The organism is Spirillospora sp. NPDC127506 (genome assembly GCF_040302145.1).
In the GTDB taxonomy this organism is placed as follows: Bacteria; Actinomycetota; Actinomycetes; order Streptosporangiales; family Streptosporangiaceae; genus Spirillospora.
The window spans coordinates 12333-29010 of record NZ_JBEORG010000026.1 but is presented as its reverse complement, the minus strand read 5'-3'; the positions used below and the strand labels follow the sequence as shown (position 1 = coordinate 29010).

The following is a 16678-nucleotide window of genomic DNA, read 5'->3' as shown; positions in this document are numbered from 1 at the left end:
GCCACCGCCCCGGCCCACCGTCTCGGGCCGGGACCGCGTCCCCCGCACGGCCGGGACTCCCCGCGGCGTCAGGGGGCCGCGATGGCGCCGATGCCGCGCAGAGCCTCGATGCGTTCCGGAGGCAGGTTCAGGACGTCCCGCAGGACCTCCTCCGTGTGCTCACCGAGCGTCGGCGCCGGTGCGGGAGGAAGGGAGGCGTCGCCGAGGCGGAGCGGGGAGCCGGGGGCCAGGTGGGGGCCGATGCCCGGCTGGTCGAGTTCGCCCATGAGGGGCTCGCGGTGCAGCGCGGCGGCCACTTCGGCGAAGTCGCGGTAGCGGGACCACAGGACGGACGTGCCCTCCAGGGCGTCCCCGACCTCGTCGCAGGTGCGGGACGCGAACCAGGGGGCCAGGACGCCGCCGAGGGCCTCGCGGCAGGCGAAGCGGTCGCCGGCGCGGCGGAAGTCGGCGCCGAGGGCGCGTTCGAGGGCGGCGCTCACCTCGGTGAGGCCCGTCGCCTCGACCAGGTCGCGCCAGTGGCGGGACGTGAGGACCGCCACCATCACGCGGCCGTCGGCGGTGGCGAAATCGCGCCCGAAATCGCCGAAGAGGTGGTTGCCCAGGCGCCGCCTGGGCTCGCCCAGCTGCGCCTCCGCGAGATATCCCAGGTTGCCCGCGGTGGCGAGGGCGACGTCCTGCAGCGCGACGCGGATGCTCTGCCCCTCGCCGGTGCGCAGGCGGTGCCGCTCCGCCGCGAGGAGGCCGACGGCCAGGTAGAGGCCGCACGCCACGTCCCAGGCGGGCAGCGCGTGGTTGACCGGCGCGTCCCGGCCGGGCGGGCCCGTGATCGCGGGGAAGCCGGCGGCGGCGTTCACCGTGTAGTCGACGGCGTTGCCGCCGTCGCGGGTGCCCTGGAGCTGGACGTGGATCAGGTCGGGCCGGGCCGCCTTCAGCTCGTCGTAGGCGAGCCCCCGGCGCGGCGGCGCGTTGGTCAGGACGATGCCGCTCTCCGCGGCGAGCCCGGCGACCAGCTCGCGGCCCTCCGGGGAGCGCAGGTCGACGGTTACCGACCGCTTGCCCTTGTTCAGCCCGGCCCAGTACAGGCTCCGGCCGGACGGGGCGAGCGGCCACCGGTCGATGTCGGGGCCGCCGCCCACCTGGTCGACCCGGATGACGTCCGCGCCGAGCTGCGCGAGCGTCATCCCGCCCAGCGGCGTCGCGACGAAGCTGGACAGCTCCACCACGCGCATCCCGTCCAGCGGCAGCGTTCCCGTCATGCAGCGATGTCTATCAGGCGCCCGCCGCGCGTCCCGGGACGGGTCGGGAGAACCCGGGCGGGCGGGGATCGCGCCGGCGGGGCCGGCTCGGGGGGATTGCGGCCGCCGCCGGCGCGATCGTCCGGGGATCCGCCGGAAACCGGGGCGCCGCCCGCGGGTGGGGGCCCGCGGCGGCCGCCCCCGGTCTCCGGCGCGGCCGGTCCCGTGGGGAGGGTGGGGACGGGCCTCCGGTAACGGCTAGCTGGCCTCCGGGACGGGCAGGGTCGGCTGCCCGTCGATGCCGAGGGTGTCCTCGACGAGGGTGACGAAGACCTCGGCGTCGTGCACGAGCTCCTCCGCCTCGCGCGGGGTGACGGCTCGCGGCAGGCCCGCCTCGGCGGCGGCGCGCTTGTCGGCGCCGGCGGCGAAGAACGCGGCCCACTCGCGCAGGGCGGGCTCGGCCTCGGGCAGCAGCACCCACACGCTGCGCGGCCGGCCGCGGCGGTGGGTCTCCAGTGGCTCCTTGGACGCCAGCACCGCGGCGGCGGCGCGCAGCGCGGCCAGGTGGGCGCAGACGTAGCGGACGGCGGGCGAGGAGGCCTCGGCCGCCTCGGCGAGGCCCATGCGGGCGGCGTGCAGCTGGCCGACGGCCGTGTGCGCCGGGCGCGGCGCGGGCAGCGGGCGGTGGCGCGGGCTCGGCGGCGGGACGGACTGGGCGGCGGAGTGGACTCCGCGTGCGGTCATCGTTCCGGACATGTGTGCCTCCTTCCGGGCTCGGGCCGGCCGGGCGGAGAGCTTCCCCTCACTCCGCCCGGCCGTCCGTCCCGCCGAAACACCGCGATCGGCGGGGACGTCGCCCTGGCGCGGGCCGCGAGTCCCGCGCCAACGTCGAACATAAGTTCGACGCATTCACAGTAAACCGCCCTGACGGCGATTCGTCAACGTGTTCGAAGGTGTGTCGCCACCCGCAGGTCAGCGGGCATGACGGCAGTACAGCAGCGGGGTACGACAGTTCGCGGAGGCGTGCTAGCGGGGCCGCCTGACGTGCACGGGGACGTTCGTCCCGAGCAGGCCCGGGAAGTACTCGGCGATGTGCATCGGCATCCGGACGCAGCCGTGCGACGCCGGGTACTTCGGCACGTCCAGCGCGCCGTGGAAGGCGATGCCGCCGTTGAAGTAGATCGGGTTGTAGAGCCGCCCGAGGGGCGAGGTCTCCCAGCCGGTGAAGCGGCGACCCGTCCGGAAGTCGCCCGTGCCCGTGGTGGCGTAGCGGCACCGGGGGACGGTGGCGCCGCGGTCCTTGGCGCAGTAGTACTCCCCCGAACCGGACGAGATGTGCGAGATGAGGCGCGGGCTGCCGTCCTTGTAGAGGACGAGGTACTGCCGCTTCAGGTCGACGTCGACCCGGTTCTTCTCGCGCTTCTTGGCCACCGGGCGCGGTTCCTTAGGCGCGTCCAGGGCCTTCCAGAAGGACTTGCCCAAGGTGCTGGTCTGCTTCATGCGGTTGACCGCCTGGAACGCCCACACGGCCATCTGCGTGGACGGCCCGTACTTCCCGTCCACCTTGCCGGGGTCGTAGTTGAGGTCCTTGAGGCGGCGCTGGAGCTCCTTGACGTCGTCGCCCTTCGCGCCCGGCTTCAGCTTGCGGTGCGTGGGCGTGGGGGTGGGCGTCGGCGTGGGCGTCGCCGGCGCCGTGGCGGCCGGCGTGCCCTCCTGTGCGCGGGGCGCCGCCTGCTCCGTCCCGTCGCAACCCGCAAGCGCTGCGGCCGCGACCAGCAGCACCGCGCCTTTCCGCACGTCGATCGGTATCCCGCGCATGGAGGAAGCTTAAAGTGCTTCCCATGCATCCGAATGCCGAAATCGTCGCGAAGGCCCTGCGGGACCAGGGCGCCACCGGGTCCATCATCGAACTCCCCGACTCCGCGCCGACCGCGCAGGCCGCCGCGGACCAGCTGGGCTGCGAGGTCGGCGCGATCGCCAACAGCCTGGTGTTCGACGCCGACGGGGTCCCGCTGCTGGTGATGACCAGCGGCGCGCACCGGGTGGACACCGCGAAGGTGGCGGCCTTCGTGGGCGCGGCGAAGGTGCGGCGCGCGACGCCGGAGTTCGTCCGGGAGGCGACCGGGCAGCCGATCGGGGGCGTGGCTCCGGTCGGCCACCCCGCGCCGATCCGTACGCTCGTGGACGTCTGGCTGAACAGGTACGACGAGGTCTGGGCGGCCGGCGGGCACCCGCACACCGTCTTCCCGACGTCGTACGAGGAACTGCTGAGGATCACCGGGGGGACCCCCGCGGAGGTGGAGTGATGGAGATCTGGCACAACCCGCGCTGCTCGAAGAGCCGCGCCGCGAAGGCCGCGCTGGACGAGGCGGGCGTCGCCTACACCGAGCGCCGCTACCTGGACGAGCCGCCCACCGCGGCCGAGCTGGACGAGGTGCTCACCCGGATCGGCGCCGAGCCGTGGGACGTGGCGCGGCTGAACGAGCCGGTCGCCAAGGAGCTCGGCCTCAAGGACATGGAGCGCGACCGGGCGCGGTGGATCGAGGTCATGGTGGCGAACCCGGTGCTGATCCAGCGCCCGATCGTCGTGACCGGGGACGGCGCCGTCGTGGCCAGGGACGACGAATCGGTGCGCAAGGTACTCGACAGTCGGTGACGGCGGTGTGATTCTGGGGAGTCGGGAGACGTCGGCGACGGTGACCTCCGGAGGTGCGATGACCGCGCAGATGCGCACGGGTCCGGCGGCGCGCGACCCGGAGTTCCGGGGCATCGACCCGCCCGCGCTCGACCGGGTCATCAGGCAGCTGCAGGACGCGCAGAACGCGATCCGGGGCTGGCTCGACGCGCACCGTCCCCCGCCGGGGGTGCCGGCCGCGGGCTACCGGCAGGCCGACCAGGTGGCGCAGTGGGCCGCCGACCAGCTCGGGATGCTGTCGCGCCGCTACAACTACGCGATCACCCATCCCTCCCCCGGCGGCGGGGTCGACGCCCCGCCGCCGCCCGCGCCCGCGCCGCCGCCGGGCGACCCGCGCACCGATCCGGTCGGCACGCCCCGGCCCGCGCAGCCGCCGCCCCGCAGGACGGCGCCCGGTGGAACGCCGCCCGGACCGACGCCGCGGGGCGCCGGGGACATCGGCGACTTCCCCACGAGGCAGGCCGCCGCGAAGGCCGCCAAGACCGACGCCCTGGCCGTCGTGGCCGCCGTCCAGGACGGCGGGCCCGTCCCCGACGCGGTCTGGAAGCACCTCCGGGCCAACGCCGACGATCCCGACTACACCGAGAAGCTGTACGAGCGGCTCGGCCCCGCGGCGGCCGCCGGCCTGCTGAAGGCGGCCGGCGGGGACGAGGCGAGGCTGAAGGCCGTCCGGGAGTCGCTCGGTACGGCGAGCCACCACGTGGTGATGGACGCGAAGTGGCTGCGCGCCTTCCTCGCCGAGGCCGACCGCGCCGGAGTCCGCCCCGCCGCCGTCCGGGCGGTCACGGGCGCCGGCATGAGCGAGCGGACGCGCGCGGCGGCCGGCGGGCTCGGCCTGCGCGGACCGGACGCGGCCGGCCCGAGGCGGTTCCACGTCGCCTGATCCACGTCGCCTGATCCACGTCGCCTGATCCACGTCGCCTGATCCACGTCGCCTGAGAGCCTGCGAGGCCGCCATGGCCGCTCCACCGCCTCCCGGGAGCCTGCCCGTGCCGCTGACCGGCGCCGCGGCGGCCGCGCTGCCGCCGGCCGAGCGGCCCAATCCGGAGTACCAGCGGCTGTACCAGGCGTACGCGGACGCCTACGGCGGGATCGACCGGCTCCGGGAGGCCCTCGACGCGCCGGCGAAGACCCTGCGCGGGACGGACGCGTGGCTGGGCCCGGAGGCGCGCGAGTGGGGCGGGCGGCTCGACGCCAACCGCGCGGCGCTGAAGAAGGCCGCCGACCGCATCCTCTGGGACATCTACGATCGGCTCTCCGCGACGCAGCGGACCGTCCCCCGGGTCTAGGCTCTGTCCGGTGAGGGACCCGAAACTCCGCGAGATCGACCGACGCGCCTTCCTACGCAGGCTCGATCCGATGCTGGAGGTGTACGCCGCGGCGATGGAGCCGCCGCACGAGCAGCTCCCCGGCCGGCACACGATCATGGAGCGGCACGCCTCGTATCCGGGGTTCCGCGCGTTCACGGTCGAGCGGCGCGGGGCGCTGCCCGGGCTGCCGGGACCGCTCCAGGGGTTCGCCTACGGGTTCCACGGGACGCGCGGCCAGTGGTGGCACGACGTCGTCCACCAGGCGCTGTCCGACCTTGAGGGGGCCAGCCACGCCGAGGCGTGGCTGGACGACGCGTTCGAGGTCGCCGAGCTGCACGTCCATCCGCGGGCCCAGGGCAGGGGCCTCGGCCGGGGCCTGCTCAACGCGCTGTGCGAGGGCAGGCCGGAGCGGACGGTCGTGCTGTCGACGCTGGACCGGACGCCGGACACCCCGGCCCGCAACCTCTACCGCTCGGTCGGCATGGTGGACCTGCTGACCGACTTCGAGTTCCCGGGCGGCGGGCCGCGCTACGCGGTCATGGGCGGGACGCTGCCCCTGGCGCCGTACTCGCCGGCGCCGAGGAGCGAGTAGACCTCGCGAGTCGCCGTCGACTTGTTGAACGTGATGAAGTGGATGCCGGGCGCGTCCTGGTCGAGCAGCTCGCGGCACAGCTCGGCGGCGTGCTCGACGCCGAGCCGCCGCACCGCCTCCGGGTCGTCGGCGACGGCGTCGAACCGGGCCCTGACCTCCGGCGGGAACGGCGCGCCGGACAGCTGCTCGGACCGCTCGATCGTGCTCATCCGGGTCACCGGCATGATGCCCGGCAGGATCGGCACGTCGCAGCCGGCGGCGGAGACGCGGTCGCGGAGCCGGAAGTAGTCCTCGGCGCGGAAGAACATCTGGGTGATCGCGTAGTCGGCGCCGGCCCGGCACTTCTCGACGAAGTACCGGACGTCGCTCTCGACGTCGGGCGAGCGCGGGTGCTTGTAGGGGAACGCGGCCACGCCGACGCAGAAGTCGCCGTAGGAGCGGATCATCCGGACCAGCTCGGCGGCGTACTCGACGCCGTCGGGGTGCTTGACCCACTCCCCCATCGGGTCGCCGGGCGGGTCGCCGCGCAGCGCGAGCACGTTGCGGACGCCGGCCGCGGCGAACCGGCCGATCAGGTTGCGCAGCTCCGCCTGCGAGTGGTTCACGGCGGTGAAGTGCGCGACCGGGGTGAGCGTGGTGTCGGTGGTGATGCGCTCGACGATGTCGACGGTCTTGTCGCGGGTGCCGCCGCCGGCGCCGTAGGTCACCGACACGAACGTCGGGTGCAGCGGCTCCAGCTCGCGGATGGCGCGCCACAGGTTCCGCGCGCCCTGGTCGGTCTTGGGCGGCATGAACTCGAACGAGAAGGACCGGCCTCCGGAGGCCAGCAGCTCTCGGACGGTCGGGGGCCGGTCGGGGCGTGCGCGTCGCATTCCCCAAGCCTACAGAAGACCCGGGGAGGGGCCCGGGACCGCCGATATGCGTGATGCTCGCCACACCTCACGGGCGTTATGTCCCTGTTTCCGAAGATTCAGTGACTTCTCACGTTCTGGCAGCAGGGTTGAATTCCCCCAGGTGGATACGATCTCGACATGTCGACCACCCGCATCCGCAAGGAGGTCGACGAGGCCCTCCTCGGGTTCGTCGACCGGCAGCGCCCCGCGCTGCTGACCATCAGCGACGACCTCGGGCCGCTGCTGTCCGCCCTCGACGCCCTGATGAGCGGCGGCAAGCGGCTGCGCCCGGCGTTCTGCTACTGGGGGTGGCGCGCCGCGGGCGGCGAGGACGGCCCCGGCATCGTGGCGGCCGCCGCGTCCCTGGAGCTGCTCCAGGCGAGCGCGCTGGTCCACGACGACGTGATGGACTCCAGCGACACCCGCCGAGGCCAGCCGTCCGCGCACCGCCGGTTCGAGGCCCTGCACCGCGCGCAGGCGTGGCCGGGCGACGCGGAGGCGTTCGGCGGCGGCGCCGCCATCCTGCTCGGCGACCTGTGCCTGGCCTGGTCGAGCGAGATGTTCGAGACCTGCGGGCTGGACGCCGAGCGCCGCAGCCGCGGCCGGGCCGTCTACGACCTGATGCGCACCGAGGTCATGTGCGGCCAGTACCTGGACATGCTGGAGGGCACCCGCGGCCGGGCGACCGTCGCGACGGCGCTGCGCGTGGTCGAGTACAAGAGCGCCAAGTACACGATCGAGCGCCCGCTGCACCTCGGCGCCGCGCTGGCCGGCGCCCGCCCGGACGTGACCGCCGCCCTCACCGGCTACGGGCTGCCGCTCGGCATCGCCTTCCAGCTCCGCGACGACGTGCTCGGCGTGTTCGGCGACCCGGCCGCGACCGGCAAGCCGGCCGGGGACGACCTCCGCGAGGGCAAGCGGACCGTGCTGATCGCGCTGACCCTGGAGCGCGCCTCCGCCGCGCAGGCCGCCGCGGTGCGGCGCCGGCTCGGCGACCCGGCCCTCGACCGCCCCGGCGTGGACGAGCTGCGCACGATCATCGAGGAGACCGGCGGGCTCGCCGCCTGCGAGGCCATGATCGAGCGGTACCAGCGGGAGGCGGAGAGGACCCTGGACTCGGCCCCCATCGACGACGAGTCCCGGCACGCGCTCCGGGAACTCGCGGTGGCCGCCACCACCCGCACCATGTGAGCACCCGCGCCACGTAAGTACCCAATGACACAATCCGGCCAAATTTTCCCGGTGCACTAGAACTTTCCCACTGATTGGTGGCACAAATGTCGCCATGTGCGCCGATACCCCGGGGACCCGCGTCCCGCGCCTCGACCCGCCGCCCGAGGACCGGTGGGACGACACGCCGAGGGCGGTGGCCGCCGCCACGGGGCCGCTGAACGTCTTCACCACGCTCGCCCGGCACCCCGAGCTGTTCCAGAACGAGGGGGAGCAGTGATGCGGACGGGACGGTGGCTCCCGGCGGCGGGGGCGCTCACGGCGGTGCTGGCGCTGGCGGCGGTCCCGGCGCCGCAGGACGCGCGGGCGGCGGCGGGACGCTGCGGCGACCCCGCGCAGCGGCCCTGGTGCGACGCCTCCCTCACGCCCGACCGGCGGACGGCGCTGCTGCTGCCGCGGATGACCGACGACGAGAAGATCTCGCTGCTGGCGTCCGACGACCCGTTCGGCGGCCCGCTCGGCGGCTTCTTCGAGGACGCGCACGCCGACACCGCCCACGGCGTCGAGCGGCTCGGCATCCCGCCCCTGTACATGTCCGACGGGCCGGCCGGCGTGCGGCAGGGCAAGGCGACCGCGCTGCCCGCCCCGATCGCGCTCGCGGCGGGCTTCGACCGGGACGCCGCGCGGCTGTACGGCCGGACGGTCGCGTGGGAGGCCAGGCACCGCGGCAACGACCTGGTCTTCGGCCCGACCGTCGACGTCCTGCGCACGCCGCGCAACGGCCGGACGTTCGAGGGCTTCGGCGAGGACCCCTACCTGTCGGCGACGCTCGGCGCGCCGTGGATCCAGGGCGCGCAGGAGCAGGGCGTGATGACGTCGGTCAAGCACATGGCCGTCTACACGCAGGAGCAGGACCGGCTGTCGCTGGGCATGGACGTCGACCCGCGCACGCTGCGGGAGATCTACCTGCCGCCGTTCGAGGCCGCCGTCAAGGAGGGCGGCACGGCGACCGTCATGTGCGGATTCGGCAAGCTGAACGGCCGGTGGGCGTGCCAGGACGGCGCCGTGCTCAACGGGATCCTGCGGTCGGAGTGGGGCTTCGAGGGGTTCGTGCCGTCCGACCACACCGCCGCTCAGGACACCGTGGGCGCCGCCAACGGCGGGCTCGACATGGAGCTGCCGATCGGCATGAAGTACAACGCGTTCATGCTGAAGCCGGCCGTCGCGCAGAAGAAGGTCGCGCAGGCGACCATCGACGGGCACGTCCGCAACATCCTGCGGACGATGTTCGAGTTCGGGGTGTTCGACCGGCAGGCGTACCCGAACGACCTGTCCCGCATCGACCGGACGGCGAGCGAGACCGCCGCGCGGCGGATCGAGGAGGCGGGGATCACGCTGCTGAAGAACGACGGCGCCCTGCCGCTGCGGGCGCCGGCGTCGATCGCGCTGATCGGGCGGGCCGCGCGGGAGAGCCCGGGCGGGTTCGGCTCGGCCAAGGTCGTGCCGTTCACGTCCGTCAGCGCGCAGGACGGCATCGCGCGGCGCGCCGGATCCGGCACCAGGATCACCTACAGCAGCGGCGACGACCGCGCCGCGGCCGCGAACGCGGCGCGGAGCGCCGACGTCGCGATCGTGTTCGCCACCGACAGCCAGGGCGAGTTCTTCGACAAGTCGTGCCTGACGCTCCAGTGCGGCGAGCCGCTCCGCGGCGACCAGGACGGGCTGATCTCCGAGGTCGCCGCGGCCAACCCCAACACGATCGTCGTGCTGAACACGGGCGGACCGGTGCTGACGCCGTGGGCCGGCCAGGTGAAGGGCATCGTGGAGGCGTGGTACCCGGGCCAGGAGGCGGGCAACGCCCTGGCGCGCGTCCTGTACGGCGACGTGGACCCCGGCGGGCGGCTGCCGGTGACGTTCCCCGTGGAGGAGAACGACGCGCCGGCGTCCGGCGACCCCGCGCAGTACCCCGGCGTCGACAAGACCGTCACGTTCTCCGAGGGCGTCATGGTCGGTTACCGGCACTACGACGCGAAGGGCATCGAGCCGCGGTTCCCGTTCGGGCACGGGCTGTCCTACACGACGTTCCGCTACAGCGGCCTCAAGGCGAGCGCCAAGGCGGTGCAGGTGACCGTCACCAACACGGGCGACCGCACCGGCGTCGCCGTCCCGCAGCTCTACATCGGGATGCCGTCGCCGGGCGTGGACGTGCCGCAGCCGCCGAAGCAGCTCAAGGGCTACGCCAAGGTCACGCTGGCGCCCGGCCGGAGCACCACGGTGACGTTCCCGCTGTCCTCGCGGTCGTTCGCCTACTGGAACGACGAGGCGAAGGCGTGGAAGGTCGCGGACGGCTGCTACCGGGTCATGGTCGGCTCCTCATCCCGACAGATAGCCCAAACAGGAACATTGGGCACATGCAGCTGAAAACAAAGATCTCGGTTCCCCTGCCGTGCTCAGCCGTCACGCGGTACAAATAAGGAAATCTTCGTCCGTCCCCGCCGAGTCGGAGTTATCCAGTGCCGCACGACACCTCCCGCGGGAGGACGACCCCCCATTCCCCGCGCTCCGCCGGCGCCCGGTCCGGGCGTCCCGCGCACCCGGGGCACTCCGGCCGCTCCGGCAAGGGCGCCGGCAAGCCCGCGGGCAAGGCCCGGCCGGGGCAGGGGCGGCAGAACGGCGCGTCCCGCTCCGCGCACGGGCGCGACCGGCGGCACGGGGCGCCGCTCGGCCCCGACGACCCGCGCGGCCTCGGCGGCTACACGCTGCTCGGCCGGCTCGGCGAGGGCGGCCAGGGCGTCGTGTACCTCGGCCGCGACGGCGACGGCGAGCTGGTCACCGTGAAGCTGCTGCGCGGCGGCGCGACGGCCGGGCAGCGGGCGCGCAGCCGCTTCGTGAAGGAGGCGGACGCGGCGCTGCGGGTGTCCGGGCGGCACACCGCGCGCGTCCTGGACGCCGACATGACCGGCGACCGCCCCTACATCGTCAGCGAGTTCGTCGAGGGCCCGTCGCTGCAGGACGTCGTCGCCGACCGCGGCCCGCTGCCCGCCCCGCAGCTGCGCAAGGTCGCGCTGCGCACGGCGGCGGCGCTCGCCGCGATCCACCGCGCCGGGATCGTGCACCGCGACTTCAAGCCCGGGAACGTGCTGCTCGGCCCGGACGGCGCCAAGGTCATCGACTTCGGCGTCGCCCGCACCGCGGACGCGACCCCGCTGACCACCGGCCCGATCGGCACGCCCGCCTACATGGCGCCCGAGCAGATCGAGGACGAGCCGGTCGGGCCGCCCGCCGACGTCTTCGCCTGGGGCGCGGTCATGGTGTACGCCGCGACCGGCCGCCCCCCGTTCGGCACCGGGCCGGGCGCGGCGGTCATGCGGCGCGTCACCTCCCGGCGGCCGGACCTCGGCGACATGCACGGCCCGCTGCGCGACCTCGCGGCCCGCTGCCTGGACAAGAACCCGGCCGCGCGGCCCACCGCGCCGCAGCTCGTCCGGGCGCTGCGGGAGGGCCAGGCCCCCGCGCCGAAGCCGCGCCCGACCCGGATACCGCGCTACCGGTGGCGGATGATGGTCGCGCTCGGCGCCGTCGTCGCCGCCGGGTTCGTGCTCGGCATGCTCTTCTGAGGGTCCGCCGGTCCCGAGGGACGGCGGCGGCGCGTCCTACCAGTGCGGCGGGCGGTCCTCCAGCAGGCGGGCGTCATCGTCGCCGCCGCCGCGCCACTCGCCCCAGCCCGTGTCGGTGTCGTCGGACGTCTGGTCGGGCAGGATCTCCAGGTCGTCGTCGAGGTCGACGATGCGGTCGTCGTCGGGTGCCACGCTCATGATCCCCATTGTGGGTGATCGTCCGCGCGGTCCGCACCGTGATCCGGGTCAAACCGCGACGACGCCCGCCCCCGCCGGGTCAGCCCGCCAGCCGCCGCGCGAACTCCGCGGCCGCGGCGCCGGGGTCGTCCGCCTCGGTGATGGCGCGCACCACGACGACGCGGGTCGCGCCCGCCGCCCGCACCTGCGCGAGGTTCTCCAGGTCGATGCCGCCGATCGCGAACCACGGCCGCGCCGCGTTCAGCGAGGACACGTACTCCAGCAGCTTCGGGCCGGGCGCGGGGCGGCCGGGCTTGGTCGGCGTGGGCCAGACGGGGCCCGCGCAGAAGTAGTCGGCGCCCGGCTCGGCGGCCGCCGCCGACGCCTGCTCGCCCGAGTGCGTGGACCGGCCGATCAGCATGTCGCCGCCGACGATCTCGCGCGCCGCGGGCACCGGCAGGTCGCCCTGGCCGAGGTGCAGGACGTCGGCGCGGACGGCGTGCGCCACGTCCGCCCGGTCGTTGACGGCGAGCAGCGCGCCGTGCCGCTCGCACGCCGCCCGGAAGATCTCCAGGTAGGTCATCTCGTCCCTGGCCTCCAGCCCCTTCTGGCGGAGCTGGACGATGTCGACGCCGTTCGCGAGGACGGCGTCGAGGAACTCGGGCAGGTCTCCCTGCCGCTCCCGCGCGTCGGTGCAGAGGTAGAGGCGGGCTCGGCTGAGCCGGGCGCGCAGCGCGACGGCGCGTTCGGAGGGGAGATGCCTGGACACGGCCGGGGAACGTCCTTTCACGGGGTCATGCGGGATCGCGGGGGCGCGCGGCGGAGGGTCCCGGCGCGCGCCCCCGCGATCGTGTCACGTGCTCTGTCTCAGATGTGCCTGTCTCGGATGTGCCTGTCTCGGCTGTGCCTTGTCTCAGACGTGCGTCGTCCCGGCCGGGCCGCCGGGTCAGAACGCGAGCGCCTGCGCCCTGCGCCGGACCTCGGTCCCCCGGTTCTCGGTGAGCGCCTCGACGGGCGTCCCCGGAAGGGTGTCGTCGGCGGTGAACAGCCAGCGGATGGTCTCCACGTCGTCGAACCCGGCGTCCGACAGGAGGGTGAGCGTGCCGGGGAGGCCCTTGATGACCTGGCCGTCCTTGATGAAGGCCGCGGGCACCATCGGCTCCCCGTTCCGGCGCACCGCGAGGATCCGGTGCTCGTGGACGAGCTGCTTGATCCGGTTGGGCTTGATCCCGAGCCGCTCCGCGGTCTCGCGGAGGGTGAGCCATTCGCCGGCGAGGGCGTCGGTCCGGGGGTCGAGTGCGCTGTCAACGGTTGCGTGCATCTGCGTCACGCCCCCTTGCTACCACGCCGCCGGAAATCTCAAACCCCCTGGACAGCCGTCGGCTTCCCGCCGCGATCGCGGTCAGCGGACGGCCTGGCGGACGGGGACGTCCGGGTCGGCGATCGCCTCGGGGTCAACGGGCGTCCCGGCGGCGATCACCCGCCTCGCCTGCACCAGGTCACGGGGCCTGCCGACGGTGAGGATCGCGTCGAGGCGGTCGCCGGTCAGCCACACCGCGGCCCACTTCCGGCCGGACGGGTCGCCGCGGTGGACCAGCCACTCGGACGCCGCGTGGCTGCCCGCGTACTGCACCATCCGCCCGAACTGCTCGGACCAGAAGTACGGGGCGGCGTCGTACGACGCGTCCTCGCCGAGAAGGGCCGCGGCGGCGGTCTCGGGGGCGTTGAGCGCGGTGTCCCAGTGCTCGACGAGGAGCCGCCGCCCGTACCGCCGCGACCACCAGGCCGCGCAGTCGCCGACCGCCACCACGTCCGGGCGGAGGGAGCCCGGCTCCTCCCCGCCGTGGTAGACGCGGAACGAGGCGTCGGTGACCACGCCGCGCTCCACCAGCAGGCCCGAGCCCTCCAGCCAGGACACCTCCGGGCGGACCCCGATGCCGGCCACGACCTCGTCGGCGTCGATCCGGCCTCCGCCGGCGAGCACGAGGCCGCCGCCGTCGACGGCCGCGACCTTGACGCCGGTGCGCAGCTCGACGCCCGCCTCGGCGTACCAGGGGGCGGTCAGCGCGCCCACTTCGGGCCCGATCGCGTTGGCGAGCGGGGTGTCGGCCGCCTCCACGACGGTGACGCGGCAGCCCCGCTTCGCGGCGGTGGTCGCGACCTCGGCGCCGATCCAGCCCGCGCCGACGATCACGATGCGGGCGCCCGCGGTCAGCCGGGAGCGCAGGTCGCGGGCGTCGTCGATGGTCCGCAGGACGCGCTGGCGGCCCTCGCCCGGCAGCGTGACCGGGGCCGCGCCGGTCGCGATGACCAGCCCGTCGAACCGCAGGTCGCCCGCCGTGGACGCGAGCACGCCGCCGCGCCCCGGCCCGTCCAGGCGCAGGGCGGTGGCGCGCTCGCCGAGCAGCAGCTCGCAGCGCAGCGCGTCCCAGTCGGCGTCGACGGTCGTGTCGTCGGACTCGCCCGCGAGGACGGCCTTCGACAGCGGCGGCCGGTCGTAGGGCCGGTGCCGCTCCGCCGACACGAGCGTCAGCGCGCCCTCGTACCCCTTGCTCCGCAGGGCCTCCACGGCGCGCACGCCGGCCAGCCCACCGCCCACGACGATGACCTTCTCCATGATTGGCCAGCCTAATGCGCCGCGAATTCCGGGTGGACACCTGTCCAGATGTTGGACGGCCGCACCAAGGTCGTAAGGTGGGAACCGGATAAACCAGTACAGAGCGCGGGAGTCCGGTGCGACCGGGCTGAGAGGGCGGCTGGAACGGGCCGCCGACCGCCGGACCTGATCCGGATCATGCCGGCGAAGGGAGCGCGAATGCAGGTCGTGATCGTGGGAGCCGGGGTCATCGGCCTCGCCACCGCCTGGCGCACCGCCGGGGGCGGCGCCCCGGCGAAGGACCGCACCGTCACGCTGGTCGACCCGGCGCCCGCGAGCGGCGCCTCCTCGGTGGCGGCGGGCATGCTCACCCCCGTCAGCGAGCTGACCTACGGCGAGGAGCCGCTGCTGCGGCTCGGTCTCGCGTCCCGCGACCGGTACGCCGGGTTCGTCGCGGAGCTGGAGGAGCTGACCGGCCTGGACACCGGCCACCGCACCGACGGGCTGCTCCAGGTCGCGTTCGACGCCGACGACCTGAAGTACCTGGACGACCTGCGCCGCTTCCAGGAGAGCCTCGGCATCCCCGCGCAGGCGCTGACCGGCCGGGAGTGCCGGCGGGCGGAGCCGATGCTCGCGCCCGGCGTGCGCGGCGGGCTGCTCGCCCCCGAGGACGGCTCGATCGACCCGCGCCGGCTCACCGCGGCGCTGCTCGCGGCGGTGGAGCGGCTCGGCGTCCGGCTGGTCCGCCGGCGGGCCGTGCGGATCGTCGTCGAGGGCGGCAAGGCGGCCGGGGTCGCGCTGGACGACGGGACCGTGCTCCGCGCCGACCGGGTCCTGCTCGCGGCCGGGCCGTGGTCGGGCGACCTCGAAGGGCTGCCGCCCGGGACCGTCCCGCCCGTCCGCCCGGTGAAGGGCCAGGTGATCCGGCTCCGCACCCGCGTGCCGTTCCTCAAGCGGACCACGCGGGGGCTGGTGAAGGGCTCGTCGGTCTACCTGGTGCCGCGCGCGGACGGCGAGGTCGTCCTCGGCGCGACCCAGGAGGAGATGGGCTTCGACACGCGGGTCACCGCGGGCGGGCTGTGGGAGCTGCTGCGGGACGCCCGCGAGCTGCTGCCCGGCATCACCGAGCTGGAGTTCGCCGAGGTCACCGCCGGGCTGCGCCCCGGCTCCCCGGACAACGCGCCGGTGATGGGGCCGACGGCGCTGCCCGGCCTGCTCGCCGGCACCGGGCACTTCCGCAACGGCATCCTGCTGGCCCCGGTGAGCGCCGACATCCTGTCCGCGATGCTGCTGGACGGCCCCGTCCCCGAGATCGCCGCGCCGTTCGCCCCCGACCGGTTCTCCGAGGTGGGCGCATGAAGGTGACCGTCAACGGCGAGCCGCGCGAGCTGCCGGAGGACGCGAGCGTGGCCGACGCGGTCGCGTCCGTCACCGCGGCCCGGACCGGTGTGGCCGCCGCGCTGAACGGCGAGGTCGTCCGCCGTTCGGCGTGGGAGACGACGGCGCTCCGCGACGACGACCGCCTGGAAGTGCTGACCGCCGTGCAAGGAGGGTGAGATGTCCGACCCGCTGGTGATCGCCGGGGAGGAGCTGGGCTCGCGGCTGATCATGGGAACGGGCGGTGCGCCCAGCATGCGGGTGCTGCGGGAGGCGCTGACCGCGTCCGGCACGGAGCTGACCACGGTCGCGATGCGGCGGGTGGACCCGGCCGCGCGCGGGTCGGTGCTGGACGTCCTCGCCGAGTGCGGCATCAGGGTGCTGCCGAACACGGCGGGCTGCTTCACCGCCGGGGAGGCCGTGCTCACCGCGAAGCTGGCCCGGGAGGCGCTCGGCACCGACTGGGTCAAGCTGGAGGTGATCGCGGACGAGCGCACGCTGCTGCCCGACCCGATCGAGCTGGTGGAGGCCGCCGAGCAGCTCGTCGACGACGGCTTCGTCGTGCTGCCCTACACCAACGACGACCCGGTGCTGGCGCACCGCCTGGAGCAGATCGGGTGCGCCGCCGTGATGCCGCTCGGCTCGCCGATCGGGTCGGGGCTCGGCATCCGCAACCCGCACAACATCGAGCTGATCGTCGAGCGGGCGGGCGTCCCGGTGATCCTGGACGCCGGGCTCGGCACCGCGTCCGACGCGGCGCTCGCCATGGAGCTGGGCTGCGACGCCGTCCTGCTCGCGACCGCCGTCACCCGCGCGCAGCACCCGGCGCGGATGGCCGCGGCGATGCGACACGCGGTGGAGGGCGGACGGCTCGCCCGGCTGGCCGGGCGGATCCCGAAGCGCCGCTACGCGCAGGCGTCCTCCCCGTTCGAGGGCCTCGCCACGTCGTAGCAACGCTAAATGGTTGACTGTAGGAATATTCGCTGGACCTGAAACCTCATTGTGACGAGACTGGG

At 74.6% G+C, this 16678-nt stretch carries 20 protein-coding genes and 1 riboswitch; of the genes, 12 read left to right on the top strand and 8 right to left on the bottom strand.

Annotated features, from left to right (window positions below; genetic code table 11):
* Positions 1-68: 68 nt before the first annotated feature.
* The 3 genes from ABTW95_RS23410 to ABTW95_RS23400 form a co-directional block, all read right to left on the bottom strand.
* Positions 69-1256, bottom strand: a complete 1188-nt coding sequence (locus ABTW95_RS23410; protein ID WP_500227394.1) for a CoA transferase — start codon at positions 1254-1256, stop codon at positions 69-71.
* Between the two features lie 237 nt (positions 1257-1493).
* Positions 1494-1991, bottom strand: coding sequence for an SAV_6107 family HEPN domain-containing protein (locus ABTW95_RS23405; RefSeq protein WP_396448019.1), 498 nt, complete (start codon positions 1989-1991; stop codon positions 1494-1496).
* 270 nt (positions 1992-2261) lie between these two features.
* Positions 2262-3053, bottom strand: a complete 792-nt coding sequence (locus tag ABTW95_RS23400) for a L,D-transpeptidase family protein (protein ID WP_396453802.1) — start codon at positions 3051-3053, stop codon at positions 2262-2264.
* A 23-nt stretch (positions 3054-3076) separates the two neighbouring features.
* Here ABTW95_RS23400 and ABTW95_RS23395 point away from each other — a divergent pair, with 23 nt between their 5' ends.
* From ABTW95_RS23395 to ABTW95_RS23375, 5 genes are all read left to right on the top strand, one after another.
* A complete protein-coding gene (locus ABTW95_RS23395) occupies positions 3077-3541 on the top strand; it encodes a YbaK/EbsC family protein (RefSeq protein ID WP_396448015.1) in 465 nt (154 codons plus the stop codon).
* Complete coding sequence (gene arsC / locus ABTW95_RS23390; protein ID WP_396448014.1) at positions 3541-3891, top strand: arsenate reductase (glutaredoxin); 351 nt, start codon at positions 3541-3543, stop codon at positions 3889-3891. The genes ABTW95_RS23395 and arsC overlap by 1 nt, the downstream gene beginning before the upstream one ends.
* Before the next feature lie 58 nt (positions 3892-3949).
* Positions 3950-4813: a hypothetical protein gene (locus ABTW95_RS23385; RefSeq protein WP_500227393.1), complete on the top strand. Its 864-nt coding sequence runs from the start codon at positions 3950-3952 to the stop codon at positions 4811-4813.
* Between the two features lie 73 nt (positions 4814-4886).
* Positions 4887-5219 carry a hypothetical protein gene (locus ABTW95_RS23380; RefSeq protein ID WP_396448011.1) on the top strand — a complete coding sequence of 111 codons (333 nt, stop codon included), beginning with the start codon at positions 4887-4889 and terminating at the stop codon, positions 5217-5219.
* 10 nt (positions 5220-5229) lie between these two features.
* Positions 5230-5832, top strand: coding sequence for a GNAT family N-acetyltransferase (locus ABTW95_RS23375; protein ID WP_500227392.1), 603 nt, complete (start codon positions 5230-5232; stop codon positions 5830-5832).
* On the opposite strand, the gene metF is transcribed toward ABTW95_RS23375, so the two are convergent.
* Positions 5769-6704, bottom strand: coding sequence for a methylenetetrahydrofolate reductase [NAD(P)H] (gene metF / locus ABTW95_RS23370; protein ID WP_396448009.1), 936 nt, complete (start codon positions 6702-6704; stop codon positions 5769-5771). The two genes, ABTW95_RS23375 and metF, sit on opposite strands and share 64 nt — an antisense overlap.
* A 159-nt stretch (positions 6705-6863) precedes the next feature.
* Between metF and ABTW95_RS23365 the strand changes: the two genes are divergently transcribed.
* The 4 genes from ABTW95_RS23365 to ABTW95_RS23350 all read left to right on the top strand — a co-directional run bounded on the left by ABTW95_RS23365 (position 6864) and on the right by ABTW95_RS23350 (position 11512).
* Positions 6864-7916: a polyprenyl synthetase family protein gene (locus ABTW95_RS23365; RefSeq protein ID WP_396448008.1), complete on the top strand. Its 1053-nt coding sequence runs from the start codon at positions 6864-6866 to the stop codon at positions 7914-7916.
* A gap of 94 nt (positions 7917-8010) precedes the next feature.
* Complete coding sequence (locus tag ABTW95_RS23360) at positions 8011-8175, top strand: hypothetical protein (protein WP_396448007.1); 165 nt, start codon at positions 8011-8013, stop codon at positions 8173-8175.
* Entirely contained in the window at positions 8175-10316 is a 2142-nt protein-coding gene (locus ABTW95_RS23355; protein WP_500227391.1) for a beta-glucosidase family protein, read from the top strand. The genes ABTW95_RS23360 and ABTW95_RS23355 overlap by 1 nt, the downstream gene beginning before the upstream one ends.
* Positions 10317-10408: 92 nt before the next feature.
* Complete coding sequence (locus ABTW95_RS23350) at positions 10409-11512, top strand: serine/threonine-protein kinase (RefSeq protein ID WP_500227390.1); 1104 nt, start codon at positions 10409-10411, stop codon at positions 11510-11512.
* Between the two features lie 36 nt (positions 11513-11548).
* Here ABTW95_RS23350 and ABTW95_RS23345 read toward each other — a convergent pair whose 3' ends face one another.
* The 4 genes from ABTW95_RS23345 to ABTW95_RS23330 form a co-directional block, all read right to left on the bottom strand.
* On the bottom strand, positions 11549-11710 hold the full coding sequence (locus ABTW95_RS23345; RefSeq protein ID WP_396448004.1) for a hypothetical protein: 162 nt from the start codon (positions 11708-11710) through the stop codon (positions 11549-11551).
* Positions 11711-11789: 79 nt separating this feature from the next.
* Positions 11790-12458 (bottom strand): thiamine phosphate synthase, encoded by a 669-nt coding sequence (gene thiE / locus ABTW95_RS23340; RefSeq protein WP_396448003.1) that lies wholly within the window; start codon positions 12456-12458, stop codon positions 11790-11792.
* Positions 12459-12635: 177 nt separating this feature from the next.
* Complete coding sequence (locus ABTW95_RS23335) at positions 12636-13010, bottom strand: Rv2175c family DNA-binding protein (RefSeq protein ID WP_396448002.1); 375 nt, start codon at positions 13008-13010, stop codon at positions 12636-12638.
* An 81-nt stretch (positions 13011-13091) separates the two neighbouring features.
* On the bottom strand, positions 13092-14306 hold the full coding sequence (locus ABTW95_RS23330) for an NAD(P)/FAD-dependent oxidoreductase (protein WP_500227389.1): 1215 nt from the start codon (positions 14304-14306) through the stop codon (positions 13092-13094).
* A 95-nt stretch (positions 14307-14401) separates the two neighbouring features.
* Positions 14402-14515, top strand: a riboswitch (TPP riboswitch).
* Here ABTW95_RS23330 and thiO point away from each other — a divergent pair.
* The 3 genes from thiO (at position 14505) to ABTW95_RS23315 (ending at position 16613) form a co-directional block, all read left to right on the top strand.
* Complete coding sequence (gene thiO, locus ABTW95_RS23325; RefSeq protein ID WP_500227388.1) at positions 14505-15644, top strand: glycine oxidase ThiO; 1140 nt, start codon at positions 14505-14507, stop codon at positions 15642-15644. Its footprint overlaps the riboswitch before it by 11 nt.
* Positions 15641-15841 (top strand): sulfur carrier protein ThiS, encoded by a 201-nt coding sequence (thiS, locus tag ABTW95_RS23320; protein ID WP_396447998.1) that lies wholly within the window; start codon positions 15641-15643, stop codon positions 15839-15841. Before thiO ends, thiS begins: the two co-directional genes overlap by 4 nt.
* Position 15842: 1 nt before the next feature.
* Positions 15843-16613, top strand: coding sequence for a thiazole synthase (locus ABTW95_RS23315; protein WP_396447997.1), 771 nt, complete (start codon positions 15843-15845; stop codon positions 16611-16613).
* Positions 16614-16678: the final 65 nt, after the last annotated feature.